This window comes from Streptococcus sp. SPS1 (assembly GCF_030439915.1).
Taxonomy (GTDB): Bacteria; Bacillota; Bacilli; order Lactobacillales; family Streptococcaceae; genus Streptococcus.
Genome location: NZ_JAQFJG010000004.1, coordinates 82,743 through 101,443, shown reverse-complemented (window position 1 = coordinate 101,443; position 18,701 = coordinate 82,743). Strand labels below are relative to the sequence as shown.

Here is an 18,701-nt window from a genome sequence, read left to right as displayed (position 1 = left end):
TATATCAGCTTTCTAGTGGAGCCACAAGAAACAGCAAACTATAGTCAATCTGAAATCTTGAACAAAAAACCGAAAAAGCAGCGGATTTCTCCACTACTTTGACAGCTTATTCTTCAATTTCGATTTCAAGCTCATCGCCTAGGTCAAGAGTTACTTCTTCATTCACAGAATCTGCTTGAACTGCTTCATCTTTTTTGTTTTCAGTATCTTGTTCTGAAGCTTCTTCTCCATCAATCAAGCCAAATTTAGAACGGACTTGCTTATCAATTTCATCAAAGATTTCTGGGTGCTCTGCCAAGTATTTCTTAGCATTCTCAGAACCTTGCCCAATTTTTTCATCTTTATAAGAATACCAAGCCCCTGCTTTTTTGATAATATCCAAATCGCTTGCAATCTTCAAGAGTTCACCAGTCTTAGAAATTCCTTCTCCGTACATAATTTCAACTACGGCTTCCTTAAACGGTGGAGCTACCTTATTTTTTACAACCTTAATCTTAGTTTCTTTACCAACATTGGTTTCTTTTTGGTCACCAGTTCCCTTAATTTGTGTATTACCACGAACATCCAAACGCACTGAAGCATAGAATTTCAGAGCACGTCCACCAGGTGTTGTTTCTGGATTTCCAAACATGACCCCAACTTTTTCACGCAATTGGTTGATAAAGATGGCAATTGTTTTGGTTTTATTGATAGAGGCGCCAAGTTTACGCATGGCCTGGCTCATCATACGAGCCTGCAAACCAACGTGGTTATCTCCTATATCTCCATCAATTTCCGCGCGAGGTACAAGGGCTGCAACTGAGTCGACTACGACAAGATCAACTGCACCTGAGTCAATCAATTTTCCTGCAATTTCAAGACCTTGCTCTCCTGAGTCTGGTTGTGACAAGAGCAATTCGTCAATGTTGACACCAAGAGCCGCAGCATAAGCTGGATCAAGGGCATGTTCCGCATCGATAAAGGCAGCAATCCCACCTTCTTTTTGCGCTTGTGCAACTGCATGAAGGGCAACCGTTGTCTTACCAGATGACTCTGGCCCATAGATTTCGATGATACGTCCCTTAGGATAACCACCTGAACCAAGGGCAATGTCAAGCGCCAAGGAACCTGAGCTCATCACTTGCACCTTTTGCTCGGCACGTTCACCCAAACGCATGATTGATCCTTTACCAAAGTCTTTCTCAATCAATTTAAGAGCATCATTCAAGGCTTTTTCACGTTCTGCCCCAAATTTTTTTGAAATTTCATCTAATTTTTTTGGTTTTTTCGCCATTCTATTCTCCTACATTCTAATGGTCCTCAGACCTATCTACTATTATATCAAAAGTTAGTCACTTAATAAAGCCTTGCGAACTAGGTTAAAGGCATGCATAACCGCAATGTGACGTACATCTGCTCGACTTCTGCCTCCAATATTCACCTTGATAACCTCAGTTCCTTGCTCCTGTGCCAAGCCTATGAAGACTGTCCCAGCTGGGTGCCCTTCTAGGCTATCTGGTCCTGCCACTCCAGTCAAACTAATACCATAATCAGACTGGGTCTTGATTCGTGCCTGCTCAGCCATCTTCTGAGCTGTAAATTCAGACACCACACCCTGCTCTTCCAAATCCTTGGCAGGAATATCCAACATCCTTGATTTTTCCTCCAAGCTATAGGTCACAAAACCACCCTTAAATATACTGGAAGCTCCTGAAAAATCCGCTACAGTTGCTTGGAAAAGCCCTGCTGTCAAACTCTCAGCAGCCGTGATGGTTTTCCCTTGCCTTTTCAGTTCTTCTACCACAATACTGGCTAAACTAGTTTCTTCCCCATAACCATAACAAAGTTCTCGTAAAGAAAGGCCTTCAAAGGTCTGGCGACCTAATATTTGATTTTCCAAAATATCCAGCACTTGATTCGCCTCTTCTTGACTGCTAGCCTTTGTTGACAGACGCAAGGTTACCTCTCCTGTCTTGGCATAAGGTGCCAAGGTAGGATCGATCTGATTATCAATTAAATCAGCCAAAATCGTCACCAGCTGGCTCTCGCCAACCCCAAAGAAACGAAGAACTCGGGAATACAGCTTGCTCCCTGTCATCAACTTGGGTAGAAGTTGGTTTAAAACCATAGGCTTCAATTCACTTGGTGGACCTGGAAGGACAACGTAGGTCACTCCATCGACTTCCAATATTCCTCCCACAGCCAGTCCTGTTTCATTTGGCAGTGGAGTCGCTCCTTCTACAATTTGAGCTTGTCTTTCGTTATTCGGTGTTCGGGCATAGTCTGGTCTCTGGGCAAAAAAGATATCCAACTTCTTCTGGGCCTGAGGATCGAAGACTAATTCTTTCCCTAAAAATTTAGCTAGAGTTTGTTTGGTCAAATCGTCCTCAGTTGGTCCCAAACCGCCTGTCAAAATCACCAGACTGCTACGTTGACTGGCAATCTCAAGCAAAGCCAAGAGACGAGCTTCATTGTCTCCTACAGCCGTCTGAAAATATACGTCTACCCCAATCTCTGCTAGTTTTTCTGATAAAAACTGAGCATTGGTGTTGACAATCTGTCCTGTCAAAATCTCTGTTCCAACAGCAATGATTTCTGCTTTCATGCTACCTCCTACCTATCTATTCGTATTTTTTTGAAAAAATCGCAGGAATTTTCCTACGATTGATTTTTTATTTGTATCAAAAGTTAATTATCTTCATCACCAACAGGTGCTCTGCCAAATAAATCTTCAAATAAGACCGCATTGGTTTCAAGCTGAGTGACTTCTTCTTGTCCCAAAGAACGTCGGAGTAGATTTTGCATTTCCAACATATGTGCTCTCGAAACAATCTGGTAAGAAACACCTTGAAGCATCTCTCCTTCACCCTGCAACTGCTGAGTTTCAATGGTTTTAAATGAATCTTTATAGCCTAGCAAGTTAGGGATACTTTTTGCAGACAAATCAATATTGGTCTGCATATTGTCACTCAAAGCTTTTAGAATCTCTTGATAATGACCAACGCTATTTAAACTGAGGGCTTTTTCCATGACTTTTTGAATAACTTCACGTTGACGTTTTTGGCGACCATAATCCCCCTCAGGATCTTGGTAACGCATTCGTGCATAGACTAGGGCTTCTTCTCCCCCAATATGTTGCTCCCCAACACCGATAGAAATGGTATTAAATTCTTCTTGGTCACTGATAGAAATTGGGAAACCTAGGGTATTATTGACTGTAATACCACCTACTGCATCCACTAGTTTTTGCAACCCTTTCATATTGACCATCACATAGCGATCAATATGGATATTCATCATTTTTTGAATGGTTTCTATAGCAAGCTCTGCTCCACCATCTGCATATGCTGAATTCAGTTTCGCTTCATGAGCCTGACCATTCCCTGATTCAATGCGGGTCAGAATATCCCGCTCTAAACTCATCATCGTTGTTTTTTTCGTTTTAGGATTCACTGTCATCAAGATCATGCTATCACTTCTACCGACCCAAGTTTCAGTTCGTTCAGCATTTCCGGTGTCCACTCCCATTAACAGAATGGTCAAAGGTTCAGTTGCTTCTATAACCTTGGTTTCTTCGCCGATTTTTTTATAGGTTTTAGCTAAGGTTTCTGTCCCTTGTTGATAAATAGTATAAGCAAAAATACCTGCTCCTACTACAGTTACAGAAAGTAAAGCTAGCACCATTCCAATAATTTTTTTAACCATATTTCTACTAATCGATCAGTTTACCCATCAAGTAAACATCGATAAATTTCCCTTCTTCTATATATGCTCCACGCTCTTGGCGACCTTCAATTACAAAGCCATGCTTTTGATAAAGATGGACTGCTGCTTGATTACGAGTTTGGACAGTCAGTTGGAGACGACGCAGAATGCCACCTGCTTGTGCCCACTCTATCGCTTCTTCTAGCAACAAACTTCCCAATCCATTATTCCAATATCTTTTTCCAATCACAATGAAGAGATCTCCAATATGACGGACTCTCTTGCGCTGGTCAGCTGTAATATTTACAAGACCAGCAATTTTATCATTTAAGAATGCAAGTAAGGTTATCTGATTGTCCGAACTAGCTTGCTTGTTGAGGAATATTTCCATCTCCTCACTGGTCAAGAGAATACCATCTCTGTCTAGGCTGGTAAAATCTGTCTCCAAACTTACACGATTTAAAAAGGCCACTAATTCAGCTGCATCTTTAGGCTCTGCTTCTCTAATGAGCAATTCATACTCCATGTCGAAGCTCCTCTAAGAGTTTTTCTGCACGCAAACCCTTTGCTTGGAAATGTAATCTGCGACCGTCTTCTTCTTTTAGAATTTCCAACTCTAAATAAGTATCTGGCAAGGCATCTCCTAAGAGATTCCCCCACTCAATAACAGTCACTCCGCCACCAAAGAGAAACTCATCTAAATCAATAGAATCCGCATCTCCTCCAATACGATAAACATCTAAATGGAAAAGTGGAAGTCTACCTTCATACTCTCTCACAATAGTGTAGGTTGGACTCTTAATCATTTGAGAAATCTGTAAACCTTTAGCAAGTCCTTTAGTAAAGGTCGTTTTACCTGCACCCAGTTCTCCAGTTAAGATTAAAACATCATTCTTTTCTAATAAATGGCCCAATCGTTCCCCTAAGGCTTGCAGCTCTTCTTCATTTTTTGTGTACATATTCTTATTATACCAAAAACTTTTCTTTTGTGTCTATTTTCCTGCTAAACTTACCATCATAACATCCATAAAAACAAGCTTTCTCTAAAAGAAAATGAGCGTAGCAATGACCAATACAAGATCTCGGAAAATATGACCATAAAAGGAAACTTCCTTTTTAACCGAATTTGGGACAAGATAGGCTGCAAAAAACAAACCCAGTCCAATATACATCAGAAGTGAGACAATGGTCATTGGATTTCTTAAGAAGAGAAGTGTTGCTAAAATAGTCACCAATACTGTCTTTTTTCTGTCTAGCATAGCAAGAAAATCGCGCATGTATTTTTTCAAGGGTAAAAAAATCAACAAATCTAGCCCAAATAGAAAGAAAAAGGATGGCAATAAAAAGTCAACTAATTCTTGCTGCAACGTATTTTTGATGAACAAGTTGTCTGACAAAACAAGGACAGCTCCTAATAAATTAATTAAGAGTAACATACTGTAAAAAAGCTTCACTGACTTCTTACTGGCTAGGACACTATGAACTTCTTGCTTACGGGTATAAAGATAATTTACTCCAGCACAGATTCCTGAAACGAAGACCATACTTCCGATGAAAAAAGCTGTACTTTGTTTAAAGGACAAGATGCATTCTTTCCATAGGAAACAGCTACTCAAACTGATTTGAATTAAAGCTAACAAAAATAAGATTCTCATTGATTTCATCTTTTCTCTCCCTTCCTACCAATCATTATACTAGGAGAAAAGAGAGAACTGTTTCCAATCTTCTCAAATGTCTCTTTTAGACGCTAAACAAACACGAGAGACTAATACTCAATGAAAATCAAAGAGCAAACTAGGATGCTAGCCACAGGTTTCTCAAAACACTGTTTTGAGGTTGGAGTTAGAACTGACGTGGTTTGAAGAGATTTTCGAAGAATATAAACTTGAAATAAGGCTGATAGTATTCATTTCACTATCAGCCTTACAGGTTATTTAACGTTTCAGAAAAACTATAATGTCAAGATTAACTAAACAGTATCTAATTCCTTCAAATAATTTTCTATCTTCATCAACATTAAAGGATTGTTATAAATCTTACATAACTCTCTTGCTTCTATATAATAATTTTTGACTTGTTCTTTGTCTAGAAATTTGGCTCCAGCATTTCCTACAAGAATAAGTAGAGGAGCCAGTTGGTAGCTTGTCTGTCTTTGTTTACAGAGTTCAATCGTCTCAAGAGCTTCTTGGATGGCTTCGTTATATTTTTCCTTTGACACTAGGTAGTGAGCGTAGTTGTAACGAACTCTGATGTAGCCAAATAAAAACTCTTGATGCTCAAAATTTTTTGTCTGATATAACTCCATCAAATGAGAGTAGTTTGCCTCATATTCTTGTTCACGACCTACTAAGGAATAGAAGTTAGATAGAGTATTCAATGCCTTTAAATAAATCAGAGTAGTTGAGGCTACTTTTAATAATATATTTTCCAATGAAGAAATAGCCTCACACTTACTGTCATATTGATAGAAGTCAATAATAGCTTTAATCCATTCAAGGTAAGTTCGGTCTTCTAGTGTTAGAAAAGTACTTCGTTCAATCTCTATTCTATAAATATATTCCAAATTGTCATAATTTCTGTCATCTAATAGTCGAGCAGATAATTGCTTGAAATTAGAGAGGTTAGATTTAATTTCAATTTGTTCATTAAAAAAATAATCTAATGGCACTTCGAGTCGTTGGGAGAGTTTGAACAAAAGGTCTGCGGAGGGAATGAAATGCCCTCTCTCAATTTTACTAATCTGGCTTTGTTCACAAATTCCTTCTGCAAGAGTTTGTTGGGAGAGTCTCAACTCTTTTCTTTTCAATCTGAATTTCTCTGCGAGTGTATTCATTAAAGATAATAAACCTTCCTATTTGCTTAATTTCATTATAAAATTTTTAGTTCAAAATAGCAAGTTAAAGGAATAAATAATTCTTTACGATAATAAATAAAAAAAAGTCAAAAATTACATAAAAATGCTTGGCTAAATAAAATATATCTGTTAAAATAAGGATAACGAAAAAGAAAAGGGTTTCACGAATGAAAATAATCGTGGAATTCAAAAATTAGCTATATTAGCATTACTAGGTGTTTTTACGTTTAGTAATACAATTCCTTACCAACAATTCATTCAGAAGAATAAACAATTGGAGATTCGAGTGTAATCACAAAAGAAGTCCAATGGTCTTGATGTTGGGAAGGCTGATTGATGTCGTATTACTTTAAAATTCAACTATTTAGAGAAAGGTATTCTGATGAGAGCTTGTAACAATACCAGATAGATATAAGAATGGAGATGTTTGATAAAATGCTTTCATAGTTAACCAACTGTTGAAAATTATGAGTTACAAAATCTAAAGTATTTAAGATTGGTTTATAAAATTAGATCTCTGTCTGTAGAAAGGAACATGCAGTTAGAAAGGAGGAAAAAATAGGATACTATAATTCAGACTGAGATTTCTAATTAAAATATGTAGTTGCATCATCCCTTGCCGTTTTGGCATTTAGTTTGGCTCTTCCTGTTTTGGTAGCTTCTCACCGTGGTGGCGAGTGGACCTATGGAGGCTATCATGATCCAAATAATTGGGGAGCAAGTTACATTTGATGCGGGATGGTAAAGAATAATTGAAGAAGATTCTTTTATCAATAGTTTAGTAAGCTTGTTAGTTTATAGAGGGCATGGGTATTTCTGTCCTCTATTTTAGAATAAGGAATGCACTATGAAAAAATTATTTATACTCATATCCAACCTGCTTGCTAGTTTGTTCTTTGTTTGGGTATTTACCATTTGGACTGATACATATGTCTCCCATTATTACCCCAACGTTGTTGTACATGATTCTTCCCCTGAAACAACTTTTCAACATGTTGCTACACGCTTGGAAAAACTAGCAGAAGAAACGGATAGCTTTATTGCGATTCAACACCAGGATCCTAACTCAGAAGGTACTCCAGTGTTTTCTTATACGACCTTTGGGAACGGAAAGTTGCCTGATGGGCTACAGGAAAAAAATCTAGAAGATGCTCAAAGTAGTAGTGTTGAAACAAACTATTTTGTATTCAATGGAAACCTAGATATTCACTTGCTAAGGGAGGAGCTAAGTCAACTTGGCTTGACTAACATGCACCTGACAATTCCATCTAAACTATCTACGTTAATGGCTATCTTTAGTAACGGATTTCAGTTAATCAGTCTATTGATTTTCATCTTAACCTTTGGAGCACTGACTTTAATTAGTCAAATTAGCCAATTACGGTCGTCGGGCATTCGCCTCATTTCAGGAGAGAAACGGTGGTCCATTTTCCTTAGACCAGTTGGTGAGGATTTGAAAGGGATAGCTGTTGGTTTCAGTTTAGCTGGCGTGCTCGCCATTCTTATGCAAAAAATTCTGTCGCTTCCAACGCAATCCCTAATGACCATAGGAGCAGGCTTGCTCTGTTATAATCTCATCTTGTTGTCGATCTCCCTGTTTTTCGCTCAACTCTTCGCAGTTGGGATAAAAAAGATACACCTGATGCAGATTATAAAAGGGCAAGTGCCTGTCAGAGGAATCATTAGTTTGATTTTAATCGGTCAACTATTAGCGATTATTATTGTAACGCTGGGAATAGGGAGTAGCTTAAAGTATTCCCAAGCCTGGCAACAGCATCGGATTGGACAAGAGGTTTGGAGTCAGGAAAGGCAACTGACTATCCTATCAATCAGCCGTGAAGGAACGAGTCCTGGTTTTGATGAACAAGCTCAAAGAAAACTCAGAACTTGGTATCAATTGATGGATCTGGCTGTTTCAGAACAAAAGGCTTTCTTATCTAGACACCAGTTAATTGACCGTACTTTGCAAAATGGCATGGCTTCCTCCAAAAACTTGACAACCTCTACAGAATGGCACAATTACAGCCCGAATGGCAATGTCCTTATCGTCACACCGCAATACTTGGAGCGTCAAAACATTCCTGTAGATACAACTATTAAGCAAAAGATGAATCACCTTGATGTAGGGGAGTTTGTCTTATTGCTGCCTGAACACCTCCGTTCAGAGGAAGAACATTATAAATCTGTTTTTGAAGACGACTTAACCAGTCGCATGTCTAGTAAAGATGAACGACAGCAAATGACTGCTACGGTAGGTTATTTGGAATCAGGTCATGATCGTTTTGTGTATAATACGACCCCTATTTCTTACCAGCAGTTTTTGAAAGATCCAATCATCATTGTTATAACACCCCAATCAACTGGTCCACAGTCCATTGTGTTTTGGGTAGACGCAGTACAGAACTACGTTCTCTTTAATCAATTGTCTGATGCCCAGGAGCTTATCCAGAGACAAGGCATTGAAAATTGGGTCTCAGAAATGCAAACAGGTTACCACAACTACATCACATTATTGGATAATATCCAGAGGGAACGTTGGGTAATGCTAGCAGGAGCTGTGCTTGGGATTGCAACTTCAATCTTGTTGTTTAACACTATGAATAGGCTCTACTTTGAAGAATTTAGACGTGCCATTTTTATCAAACGCATTGCAGGTCTCAGGTTCTTAGAAATCCATCGCACTTATCTCTTTGCTCAACTGGGTGTGTTTTTACTGGGATTTGTTGCGAGTGTATTTCTTATGATAGAGATAGTAGTTGCTTTCTTAGTCTTGTTACTCTTTACTGGTCTATCTCTTTTACAGTTACATGTCCAAATGCAGAAAGAAAACAAGATGTCCATGCTTGTTTTGAAGGGAGGTTAATATGATTGAACTTAAACAGGTGAGTAAATCTTTTGGAGAACGAGAGTTATTTTCGAATCTTTCAATGACATTTGAGGCTGGAAAAGTCTATGCCTTAATTGGTTCAAGTGGTAGCGGAAAAACAACCTTGATGAATATGATTGGGAAATTAGAATCTTATGATGGGACGATTTTTTACCGAGGTAAAGACTTGGCCAATTATAAATCGAGTGATTTTTTCCGTCACGAATTGGGCTACCTCTTCCAGAACTTTGGCTTAATTGAAAACCAAAGTATTGAAGAAAACCTTAAGCTAGGTCTCATTGGTCAAAAGTTGAGTCGGTCGGAACAGCGGTTGAGGCAGAAGCAGGCTTTAGAACAGGTCGGCCTGGCTTATCTTGACCTAGATAAGCGCATCTTTGAGTTATCGGGCGGAGAATCGCAACGGGTTGCCTTGGCAAAAGTTATCTTAAAGAATCCACCCCTTATTCTGGCAGATGAGCCAACAGCTTCAATAGACCCAGCAACCTCTCAGTTGATTATGGAGATTTTGCTATCTCTTCGAGATGATAATAGGCTAATCATTATCGCAACACATAATCCGGCAATTTGGGAGATGGCTGATGAAGTGTTCACGATGGATCGTCTGAAATAAAAATCCTTGTTTTTAATTGCACGATGAGTTACTTAAATATTATAGTTGATTGAAACAAGAACAGGACAAAAGAACCTTTTGTGCCATATTTTTCACCTTTCGCTTTACAATTGGCTTGAACACCTTTATTGTATCGCGTTTGGAGTTTTTTGGTATAACCTTCGACGCGCACCCGCATAGCGGGTGTTTTTTGTCTTGCACCTAACGGAGCGATACGAACTAATAGTCACTTAATCAAAAAACGCACCATATCAAAAACTAAAAAGTTTGATATCATGCGTCATATCTTAAACTAATTGACTATACTTTCTATTCAAATGAGTTTTTTAACCAATTGATTGAGCCAATTCACTCTTAAAACCAAAGAGCAATTTCTCGCTTAGCTGACTCTTCTGAATCTGAACCATGTACAACAACATTTTGAATAACCTCATTTTCTCCAGCCGCTTTTGCAAAATCACCTCGAATAGTCCCTGGTAAAGCTTCTTCTGGACGAGTTGCACCCATCATGGTCCGCCAAGTTTCGATTACTTTAGGACCAGAAATGACACCCACAAGAACCGGGCCTGAAGTCATAAATTCACAAATCAGTGGGTAAAAACTCTGGTCAACTAAGTCCTGATAGTGCTGGTCAATCAGCTCTTCTGAAATCTGTGAACGCAACTCCAATTTTTCGATTGTAAATCCACGTTGTTCGATGCGTTTCAACACTTCACCCACTAGTCCTCTTTTTACACCGTCTGGTTTAATGATAAAAAATGTTTGTTCCATCCCTGTCTCCTTTGTCAGCTTCTTTCTTTTATACTCTTCGAAAACCTCTTCAAACCACGTCAACGTCGCCTTGCCGTAGGTATATGTTACTGACTTCGTCAGTCTTATCTACAACCTCAAAGCAGTGCTTTGAGCTGACTTCGTCAGTTCTATCCACAACCTCAAAACAGTGTTTTGAGCTGACTTCGTCAGTTCTATCTACAACCTCAAAGCAGTGCTTTGAACAACCTGCGGATAGTTTCCTAGTTTGCTCTTTGATTTTCATTGAGTATTATTTTACCACATTTCATGGAAAAATGGAGAAAGTTTTCAGAAAAAGAGAAAGAGAACCCGAGGGCTCTCTCATTCTCTCTTATTCTACTGTTTCTTCCACAGTTTCAACGGCAGTATCCACAACTACTTCTGTTGTTTCTTCATTTCCTTCTTCCTCTACTGGAGGATTAAGGTATTCTTCTTCGTTGATAGCATGTGGTTCAAGGTTACGGTAACGAGCCATACCAGTACCTGCTGGGATGATCTTACCGATGATAACATTTTCTTTAAGTCCAAGGAGATGGTCTTTCTTACCACGGATAGCTGCATCTGTAAGGACACGAGTTGTTTCCTGGAAGGAAGCCGCTGACAAGAAACTATTTGTTTCAAGTGAGGCTTTGGTAATTCCCATGAGGACTGGGCGACCTGTCGCTGGAACTCCACCTGCGATAAGGACGTCTTTGTTAGCATCTGTAAAGTCATTGATATCCATAAGGGTACCCATGAGAAGATCTGTGTCACCTGGATCCATGACACGGACTTTACGAATCATTTGACGAACCATTACCTCGATGTGTTTGTCACCGATTTCTACCCCTTGGCTACGGTAAACTTTTTGTACTTCACCGAGAAGGTAAGTTTCAACTGACAAGACATCACGAACTGCAAGGAGACGTTTTGGTTGGATAGAACCTTCTGTAAGAGCAGCACCACGCGCTACTTGGTCCCCAACTTCAACACGCATACGAGCTGTAAATGGAACAACGTATTCACCTTCACCAGTTTCACCCTTAACAAAGACTTTCTTAGTACGAGTTGATGCATCTTCTTCGATAGCTGTAACTTGTCCTTTAACCTCTGTGATAACCGCTTCCCCTTTAGGATTGCGGGCTTCAAAGATTTCTTGGACACGAGGAAGACCCTGAGTGATATCGGTATTTGAGGCAACCCCACCCGTGTGGAAGGTACGCATTGTAAGCTGTGTACCAGGTTCCCCGATAGATTGGGCAGCGATTGTACCAACTGCTTCACCAACTTCAACCGCATCACCAGTCGCCAAGTTGATACCATAACAGTGACGGCAGACACCATGACGAGTGTTACATGTAAATACAGAGCGGATAGTCACTTCTTCCACACCAGCATTGACAATTTCACGCGCCTTGTCTTCTGTAATCAGCTCATTTGGACCGATAATCACTGCACCAGTTTCTGGATGTTTAACAGTTTTCTTAGTGTAACGACCATTGAGACGTTCTTCTAGAGACTCGATCATCTCTTTTCCTTCTGCGATAGAACGGATCAAGAGACCACGGTCAGTTCCACAGTCGTCCTCACGGATGATAACGTCTTGGGCAACGTCAACCAAACGACGAGTCAAGTAACCTGAGTCGGCTGTCTTAAGGGCCGTATCGGTCATACCTTTACGCGCACCGTGAGTTGAGAAGAACATTTCGAGTACTGACAAACCTTCACGGAAGTTTGAAAGGATTGGCAATTCCATGATACGTCCGTTCGGAGCCGCCATCAGACCACGCATACCGGCAAGCTGTGAGAAGTTTGAGATATTACCACGGGCTCCAGAGTCCATCATCATAACGATTGGGTTCTTAGGATCTTGGTTGGCAATCAAACGTTTCTCTAGTTTTTCACGGGCAGCACGCCATTCAGCTGTAACGGCATTGTAACGCTCGTCGTCTGTAATCATACCACGACGGAATTGTTTTGTGATTTGTTCTACACGTTTGTGTGATTCTTCAATGATTTCAGCCTTGTCATCAACGACTGGAATATCGGCAATACCCACTGTCAATCCTGCAAGAGTTGAGTGGTGGTAACCGAGGTTCTTCATACGGTCAAGTAGAGCAGAAGTTTCTGTCGTACGGAAACGTTTGAAGATTTCAGCGATGATATTTCCAAGATTTTTCTTCTTGAATGGAGGGTTGAGTTCAAGTTTGCTGATAGCTTCCTTGATATCTCCACCAAGTGGCAAGAAATATTTAGCTGGAACGCCTTCTGTCAAGTTGGTATTGTTTGGTTCTTGCAAGTATGGTAGACCCTCTGGCATGATGTCGTTGAAGAGGATTTTACCAACTGTTGTAAGCAAGACCTTGTGTTTTTGCTCTTCTGTCCATGGTTTGTTGAAGCTATCTGTTGCGATACCAACACGTGAGTGAAGGTGAACATAACCATTACGGTAAGCCATAACCGCTTCGTCACGGTCTTTGAAGACCATTCCTTCACCTTCACGACCAGCTTCTTCCATGGTCAAGTAGTAGTTACCCAAAACCATGTCCTGAGATGGAGTAACAACTGGTTTACCATCTTTCGGGTTCAAGATGTGCTCAGCAGCTAGCATCAAGATACGAGCTTCTGCTTGGGCTTCTTCTGAAAGCGGTACGTGGATGGCCATTTGGTCCCCGTCAAAGTCGGCATTGTAGGCTTCACAGACAAGCGGATGCAAGCGAAGGGCCTTACCATCAATCAAGACTGGCTCGAAGGCTTGGATACCCAAACGGTGAAGGGTCGGTGCGCGGTTCAAAAGCACTGGGTGTTCTTTAATCACTTCTTCAAGGATATCCCAGATACGTTCGTCTCCGCGTTCCACCAAGCGTTTAGCTGCTTTGACGTTTTGCACAATATCACGGGCAACGATTTCACGCATCACGAATGGTTTAAAGAGCTCAATCGCCATTTCACGTGGCACACCACATTGGTACATCTTAAGAGTTGGACCAACGGCGATAACGGAACGTCCTGAGAAGTCAACACGTTTACCGAGCAAGTTTTGACGGAAGCGTCCTTGTTTCCCTTTAAGCATGTGGCTCAATGATTTAAGAGGACGGCTACCTGGTCCTGTGATTGGACGACCACGACGACCATTGTCAATCAAAGCGTCAACCGCTTCTTGAAGCATACGCTTCTCATTTTGAACGATGATACCAGGCGCATTCAACTCAAGCAAACGAGCCAAACGGTTGTTACGGTTGATAACACGGCGGTAAAGGTCATTCAAGTCAGATGAGGCAAAACGGCCACCATCCAACTGCAACATTGGACGAAGATCTGGTGGAATAACCGGAAGAATGTTGAGAATCATCCATTCAGGTTTGTTTCCAGACTTGTAAAAGGCATCCAAAACATCCAAACGACGGATGGCTTTGACACGTTTTTGCCCAGTAGCTGTTTTCAATTCTTCTTTGAGTTCAGCAATTTCTTTTTCAAGATCTACTTGCTTCAAAAGGTCTTGGATGGCTTCGGCACCCATCTTGGCAACAAATGAACCATAACCATACTCACGCAAGCGCTCACGGTATTCGCGCTCTGTCATGATAGACTTGTGCTCAAGTGGTGTATCCTTAGGATCAATCACCACATAAGCTGCAAAGTAGATAACTTCCTCGAGGGCACGAGGACTCATATCAAGGGTCAAGCCCATACGGCTTGGAATCCCCTTGAAGTACCAGATGTGAGATACAGGAGCTTTCAATTCGATATGTCCCATACGCTCACGACGAACTTTCGTACGCGTTACTTCAACCCCACAACGGTCACAAACAATTCCTCTGTAACGAATGCGTTTATATTTACCACAAGCACATTCCCAGTCTTTTGTAGGACCAAAGATCACTTCATCAAAGAGTCCTTCACGTTCTGGTTTCAAGGTACGGTAATTGATTGTTTCAGGTTTTTTGACTTCTCCATAAGACCATGAACGGACTTTGCTTGGAGAAGCTAGGGTGATTTGCATACTTTTAAAACGATTTACATCAACCACTATTTCTTCCCTTTCTATTCTAAGTGAACTGCTTTTTCTTACTCAGCAGCTTCTTCTGTTGCTTCCGCTTTTGTTGCTTTCTCAGCTTCTTCAGCTTCAAAGGCTGCTTTAGCCTCTTGTGCTGCTTTTTCGCGGGCTTTTTCAAGGTCATCTACGTGGATGACATCTTCGTCCATTCCTTCATCCAAGTCGCGAAGTTCCACTTCTTGGTCATCTTCGTCTAGGACACGCATGTCAAGACCAAGAGATTGCAATTCTTTGACAAGAACTCGGAAGGATTCTGGAACACCTGGTTTTGGAATTGGTTTTCCTTTTGTAATAGCTTCATAGGCTTTCAAACGTCCGTTGATATCGTCAGACTTGTAAGTCAAGATTTCTTGAAGGACATTTGATGCACCATATGCTTCAAGAGCCCAAACCTCCATCTCACCGAAACGTTGTCCACCAAACTGAGCTTTACCTCCGAGTGGTTGTTGGGTAACGGTTGAGTAAGGTCCGACTGAACGCGCGTGCAATTTATCGTCAACCATGTGGTGGAGTTTGATCATGTACATGACTCCGACAGAAACACGGTTATCAAACGGTTCCCCAGTACGTCCATCGTAAAGGATTGTTTTAGCATCGCTATCCATACCAGCTTCTTTAACAGTTGACCAAAGGTCTTCAGAACTTGCTCCGTCAAAGACTGGTGTTGCGATGTGAATACCAAGAGTACGAGCAGCCATACCAAGGTGGAGCTCCATAACCTGACCGATATTCATACGTGATGGCACCCCAAGTGGGTTCAACATGATATCGACTGGAGTTCCATCTGGAAGGTAAGGCATGTCTTCTACAGGAACGATACGAGAGACAACCCCTTTATTTCCGTGACGTCCGGCCATCTTATCTCCGACCTTGATCTTACGTTTTTGAGCAATGTAGACGCGAACCAGCATGTTAACACCTGATTGCAGCTCATCTCCATTTGCACGTGTAAAGATCTTAACATCACGAACGACACCATCGGCACCGTGTGGTACACGAAGAGAAGTATCACGAACTTCACGTGACTTGTCTCCGAAGATAGCGTGCAAGAGACGTTCTTCAGCTGAAAGGTCTTTCTCACCCTTAGGTGTTACTTTACCTACAAGGATATCACCTTCTTTAACCTCAGCACCGATACGGATAATACCCATTTCGTCAAGGTCTTTAAGGGCATCTTCACCAACGTTTGGAATTTCGCGAGTGATTTCTTCAGGCCCAAGCTTTGTATCGCGCGTTTCTGATTCGTATTCTTCAAGGTGAACAGATGTGTAGACATCGTCTTTGACCAAGCGTTCGCTCATGATAACGGCATCCTCGAAGTTGTAACCTTCCCAAGTCATGTAGGCAACGATTGGGTTTTGTCCAAGTGCCATTTCTCCATTTTCCATAGAAGGTCCATCAGCGATGAAATCGCCTTTTTCAACAACATCGCCAACTTTTACGAGAGTGCGTTGGTTGTAAGCAGTACCTGAGTTTGAACGACGGAATTTTTGGATGTGGTAAACGTCCAATGAACCATCTTCACGACGAACTTCTACCTTGTCAGCATCTGCGTAAGTAACTTTACCATCATACTGAGCAATCACAGCCGCTCCAGAGTCGTGGGCTGCTTGGTATTCCATACCAGTACCAACGTAAGGTGCTTGAGGATTGATCAATGGCACAGCCTGACGTTGCATGTTGGCTCCCATGAGGGCACGGTTGGAGTCATCGTTTTCCAAGAAAGGAATACATGCTGTCGCAACGGCAACTACCTGTTTTGGTGATACGTCCATATAGTCAACAACGTTAGCTGGATACTCTTGGTTGACCCCTTGGTGACGTCCCATGACAACTTTCTCAGCAAATGTCCCATCTTCATTCAGACGAGAATTAGCCTGTGCTACAGTAAATTCATCTTCTTCATCGGCTGTCAACCAAACGATTTCGTTCGTAACAACACCTGTTTCACGGTCAACTTTACGGTATGGTGTTTGAACAAAGCCATACTTATTCAAGTGTCCGTAAGATGACAAGTTATTGATCAAACCGATGTTAGGTCCTTCAGGTGTCTCGATTGGACACATACGACCATAGTGAGTGTAGTGCACGTCACGTACTTCATATCCAGCACGGTCACGTGTCAAACCACCAGGTCCTAAGGCTGACAAACGGCGTTTGTGAGACAACTCAGAAAGTGGGTTGTGTTGGTCCATGAACTGTGACAACTGTGATGAACCAAAGAATTCTTTAACCGCAGCTGTTACAGGACGAATATTGATGATTTGTTGTGGTGTCAAGACTTCATTGTCTTGAACAGACATACGTTCACGGACATTACGTTCCATACGAGAAAGTCCAAGGCGTACTTGGTTGGCAAGCAATTCACCAACCGCACGGATACGACGGTTTCCAAGATGGTCGATATCATCTACACGACCAAGTCCTTCAGCCAGGTTGAGGAAGTAGCTCATCTCAGCAAGAATATCTGCAGGAGTGACGATACGAACCTTGTCATCTGGATTGGCATTACCAATGATAGTGACTACACGGTCTGGATCAGTTGGGGCAACAACCTTGAATTTTTGAAGAACAACTGGCTCTGTTACTACAGCAGCATCATTTGGAATGTAGACAATCTTGTTCAAGTCGCCATCCAAATGGTTTTCAATACTTTCAATCACGCTACGAGTCATGATTGTTCCAGCTTCTACCAAGATTTCTCCTGTTTCAGGGTCTACCAATGGCTCAGCAATTGTTTGGTTAAGCAAGCGCGTTTTAACATTGAGCTTTTTATTGATCTTGTAACGACCAACTGCTGCTAAGTCATAGCGACGTGGGTCAAAGAAACGAGCCACAAGCAAGCTACGTGAGCTTTCAGCTGTCTTAGGCTCACCTGGACGAAGGCGTTCGTAAATTTCTTTCAAAGCTTCGTCTGTACGAGAATCCATTGGGTTCTTGTGGATATCTTTTTCAACAGTGTTGCGAACCAATTCGCTATCACCAAAGATATCAAAGATTTCATCATCACCTGAGAAACCAAGCGCACGAACCAAGGTTGTAAATGGAATCTTACGAGTACGGTCGATACGAGTGTAGGCGATGTCTTTTGAGTCGCTTTCAAGTTCCAACCAAGCTCCACGGTTAGGGATAACAGTTGAACCGTAGCCCACTTTACCGTTTTTATCAACTTTATCATTAAAGTAAACACCTGGTGAGCGAACCAACTGAGATACGATGATACGTTCACCACCATTGATGATGAAAGTACCCATTTCCGTCATGATTGGGAAATCACCAAAGAAAACTTCTTGGGTCTTGATTTCGCCTGTTTCTTTATTGATCAAGCGGAAGGTTACAAAAATTGGTGCTGAGTAGCTAGCATCGTGGATACGAGCTTCTTCTAGCGTGTATTTTGGTTCCTTGATTTCATATCCAACAAATTCCAACTCCATTGTGTCTGTGAAGTTTGAAATTGGCAATACATCTTCAAACACTTCCTTAAGACCGTGGTCTAGGAAATCTTTGAATGAGTCAGTTTGAATTTCAATCAAATTTGGTAAGTCAAGAACTTCTTTGATTCTTGAAAAACTACGACGGGTACGATGTTTCCCGTATTGAACGTCATGTCCTGCCAAGATGATTCTCCTTTGTAAATAAGTTCCAAGCCTTGTCAATCAGGCTTTCTAATCGTCATATGGTTGTAAAACCCTTATCACCGTGTCCTCTTGATAAATTTTCAGAATCTTTAAATCTTTGTTACAAGTACTCAAAATCCTGAAAAAAAGCACAAAAAGAGCAGCTAAATCTGACTTTTTCAGAAGATTTAACTGCTGTGAGCCTTGTCTGGACAATATTT

General features: G+C 41.1%; 13 protein-coding genes and 1 pseudogene. 3 read left to right on the top strand and 11 right to left on the bottom strand.

Annotated elements, in window-relative coordinates; genetic code table 11:
• Positions 1–106: 106 nt before the first annotated feature.
• From recA to PCY12_RS04815, 7 genes are all read right to left on the bottom strand, one after another.
• The gene (gene recA, locus PCY12_RS04845; protein ID WP_050441079.1) at positions 107–1,273 is read right to left on the bottom strand and encodes a recombinase RecA; all 1,167 of its coding nucleotides are present in this window, start codon (positions 1,271–1,273) and stop codon (positions 107–109) included.
• A 54-nt stretch (positions 1,274–1,327) separates the two neighbouring features.
• Positions 1,328–2,584 carry a competence/damage-inducible protein A gene (locus PCY12_RS04840; RefSeq protein ID WP_301351847.1) on the bottom strand — a complete coding sequence of 419 codons (1,257 nt, stop codon included), beginning with the start codon at positions 2,582–2,584 and terminating at the stop codon, positions 1,328–1,330.
• 83 nt (positions 2,585–2,667) lie between these two features.
• Positions 2,668–3,684, bottom strand: coding sequence for an LCP family protein (locus PCY12_RS04835; protein WP_000239274.1), 1,017 nt, complete (start codon positions 3,682–3,684; stop codon positions 2,668–2,670).
• Between the two features lie 7 nt (positions 3,685–3,691).
• Complete coding sequence (locus tag PCY12_RS04830; RefSeq protein WP_301351846.1) at positions 3,692–4,210, bottom strand: GNAT family N-acetyltransferase; 519 nt, start codon at positions 4,208–4,210, stop codon at positions 3,692–3,694.
• Positions 4,200–4,643: a tRNA (adenosine(37)-N6)-threonylcarbamoyltransferase complex ATPase subunit type 1 TsaE gene (tsaE, locus tag PCY12_RS04825; RefSeq protein WP_301351845.1), complete on the bottom strand. Its 444-nt coding sequence runs from the start codon at positions 4,641–4,643 to the stop codon at positions 4,200–4,202. The genes PCY12_RS04830 and tsaE overlap by 11 nt, the downstream gene beginning before the upstream one ends.
• A gap of 84 nt (positions 4,644–4,727) precedes the next feature.
• Positions 4,728–5,348, bottom strand: a complete 621-nt coding sequence (locus PCY12_RS04820; protein WP_050208075.1) for a hypothetical protein — start codon at positions 5,346–5,348, stop codon at positions 4,728–4,730.
• A 305-nt stretch (positions 5,349–5,653) separates the two neighbouring features.
• Positions 5,654–6,517, bottom strand: coding sequence for a helix-turn-helix transcriptional regulator (locus tag PCY12_RS04815; RefSeq protein ID WP_301351844.1), 864 nt, complete (start codon positions 6,515–6,517; stop codon positions 5,654–5,656).
• A 205-nt stretch (positions 6,518–6,722) separates the two neighbouring features.
• Here PCY12_RS04815 and PCY12_RS04810 point away from each other — a divergent pair.
• From PCY12_RS04810 to PCY12_RS04800, 3 genes and pseudogenes are all read left to right on the top strand, one after another.
• A pseudogene (locus PCY12_RS04810) lies at positions 6,723–6,827 on the top strand (PhrA family quorum-sensing system peptide); the annotation flags it as partial.
• Positions 6,828–7,385: 558 nt separating this feature from the next.
• Entirely contained in the window at positions 7,386–9,401 is a 2,016-nt protein-coding gene (locus PCY12_RS04805; RefSeq protein WP_301351843.1) for a DUF1430 domain-containing protein, read from the top strand.
• Between the two features lies 1 nt (position 9,402).
• Positions 9,403–10,035: an ABC transporter ATP-binding protein gene (locus tag PCY12_RS04800; RefSeq protein ID WP_000571434.1), complete on the top strand. Its 633-nt coding sequence runs from the start codon at positions 9,403–9,405 to the stop codon at positions 10,033–10,035.
• Between the two features lie 354 nt (positions 10,036–10,389).
• On the opposite strand, the gene ndk is transcribed toward PCY12_RS04800, so the two are convergent.
• The 4 genes from ndk to rpoB all read right to left on the bottom strand — a co-directional run bounded on the left by ndk (position 10,390) and on the right by rpoB (position 18,480).
• Positions 10,390–10,806 carry a nucleoside-diphosphate kinase gene (gene ndk / locus PCY12_RS04795; RefSeq protein WP_125417183.1) on the bottom strand — a complete coding sequence of 139 codons (417 nt, stop codon included), beginning with the start codon at positions 10,804–10,806 and terminating at the stop codon, positions 10,390–10,392.
• Positions 10,807–10,855: 49 nt separating this feature from the next.
• Positions 10,856–11,071, bottom strand: a complete 216-nt coding sequence (locus tag PCY12_RS04790; RefSeq protein WP_301351842.1) for a hypothetical protein — start codon at positions 11,069–11,071, stop codon at positions 10,856–10,858.
• A gap of 87 nt (positions 11,072–11,158) precedes the next feature.
• Positions 11,159–14,836, bottom strand: coding sequence for a DNA-directed RNA polymerase subunit beta' (rpoC, locus tag PCY12_RS04785; protein ID WP_301351840.1), 3,678 nt, complete (start codon positions 14,834–14,836; stop codon positions 11,159–11,161).
• Positions 14,837–14,874: 38 nt separating this feature from the next.
• Positions 14,875–18,480 carry a DNA-directed RNA polymerase subunit beta gene (rpoB, locus tag PCY12_RS04780; RefSeq protein ID WP_265480175.1) on the bottom strand — a complete coding sequence of 1,202 codons (3,606 nt, stop codon included), beginning with the start codon at positions 18,478–18,480 and terminating at the stop codon, positions 14,875–14,877.
• Positions 18,481–18,701 lie beyond the last annotated feature (221 nt).

Excerpts from the sequence above, each read along its gene's own strand:
- recA (WP_050441079.1), bottom strand. The coding sequence starts at position 1,273 with ATGGCGAAAAAACCAAAAAAATTAGATGAAATTTCAAAAAAATTTGGG.
- PCY12_RS04840 (WP_301351847.1), bottom strand. The coding sequence starts at position 2,584 with ATGAAAGCAGAAATCATTGCTGTTGGAACAGAGATTTTGACAGGACAG.
- PCY12_RS04835 (WP_000239274.1), bottom strand. The coding sequence starts at position 3,684 with ATGGTTAAAAAAATTATTGGAATGGTGCTAGCTTTACTTTCTGTAACT.
- PCY12_RS04830 (WP_301351846.1), bottom strand. The coding sequence starts at position 4,210 with ATGGAGTATGAATTGCTCATTAGAGAAGCAGAGCCTAAAGATGCAGCT.
- tsaE (WP_301351845.1), bottom strand. The coding sequence starts at position 4,643 with ATGTACACAAAAAATGAAGAAGAGCTGCAAGCCTTAGGGGAACGATTG.
- PCY12_RS04820 (WP_050208075.1), bottom strand. The coding sequence starts at position 5,348 with ATGAAATCAATGAGAATCTTATTTTTGTTAGCTTTAATTCAAATCAGT.
- PCY12_RS04815 (WP_301351844.1), bottom strand. The coding sequence starts at position 6,517 with ATGAATACACTCGCAGAGAAATTCAGATTGAAAAGAAAAGAGTTGAGA.
- PCY12_RS04805 (WP_301351843.1), top strand. The coding sequence starts at position 7,386 with ATGAAAAAATTATTTATACTCATATCCAACCTGCTTGCTAGTTTGTTC.
- PCY12_RS04800 (WP_000571434.1), top strand. The coding sequence starts at position 9,403 with ATGATTGAACTTAAACAGGTGAGTAAATCTTTTGGAGAACGAGAGTTA.
- ndk (WP_125417183.1), bottom strand. The coding sequence starts at position 10,806 with ATGGAACAAACATTTTTTATCATTAAACCAGACGGTGTAAAAAGAGGA.
- PCY12_RS04790 (WP_301351842.1), bottom strand. The coding sequence starts at position 11,071 with ATGAAAATCAAAGAGCAAACTAGGAAACTATCCGCAGGTTGTTCAAAG.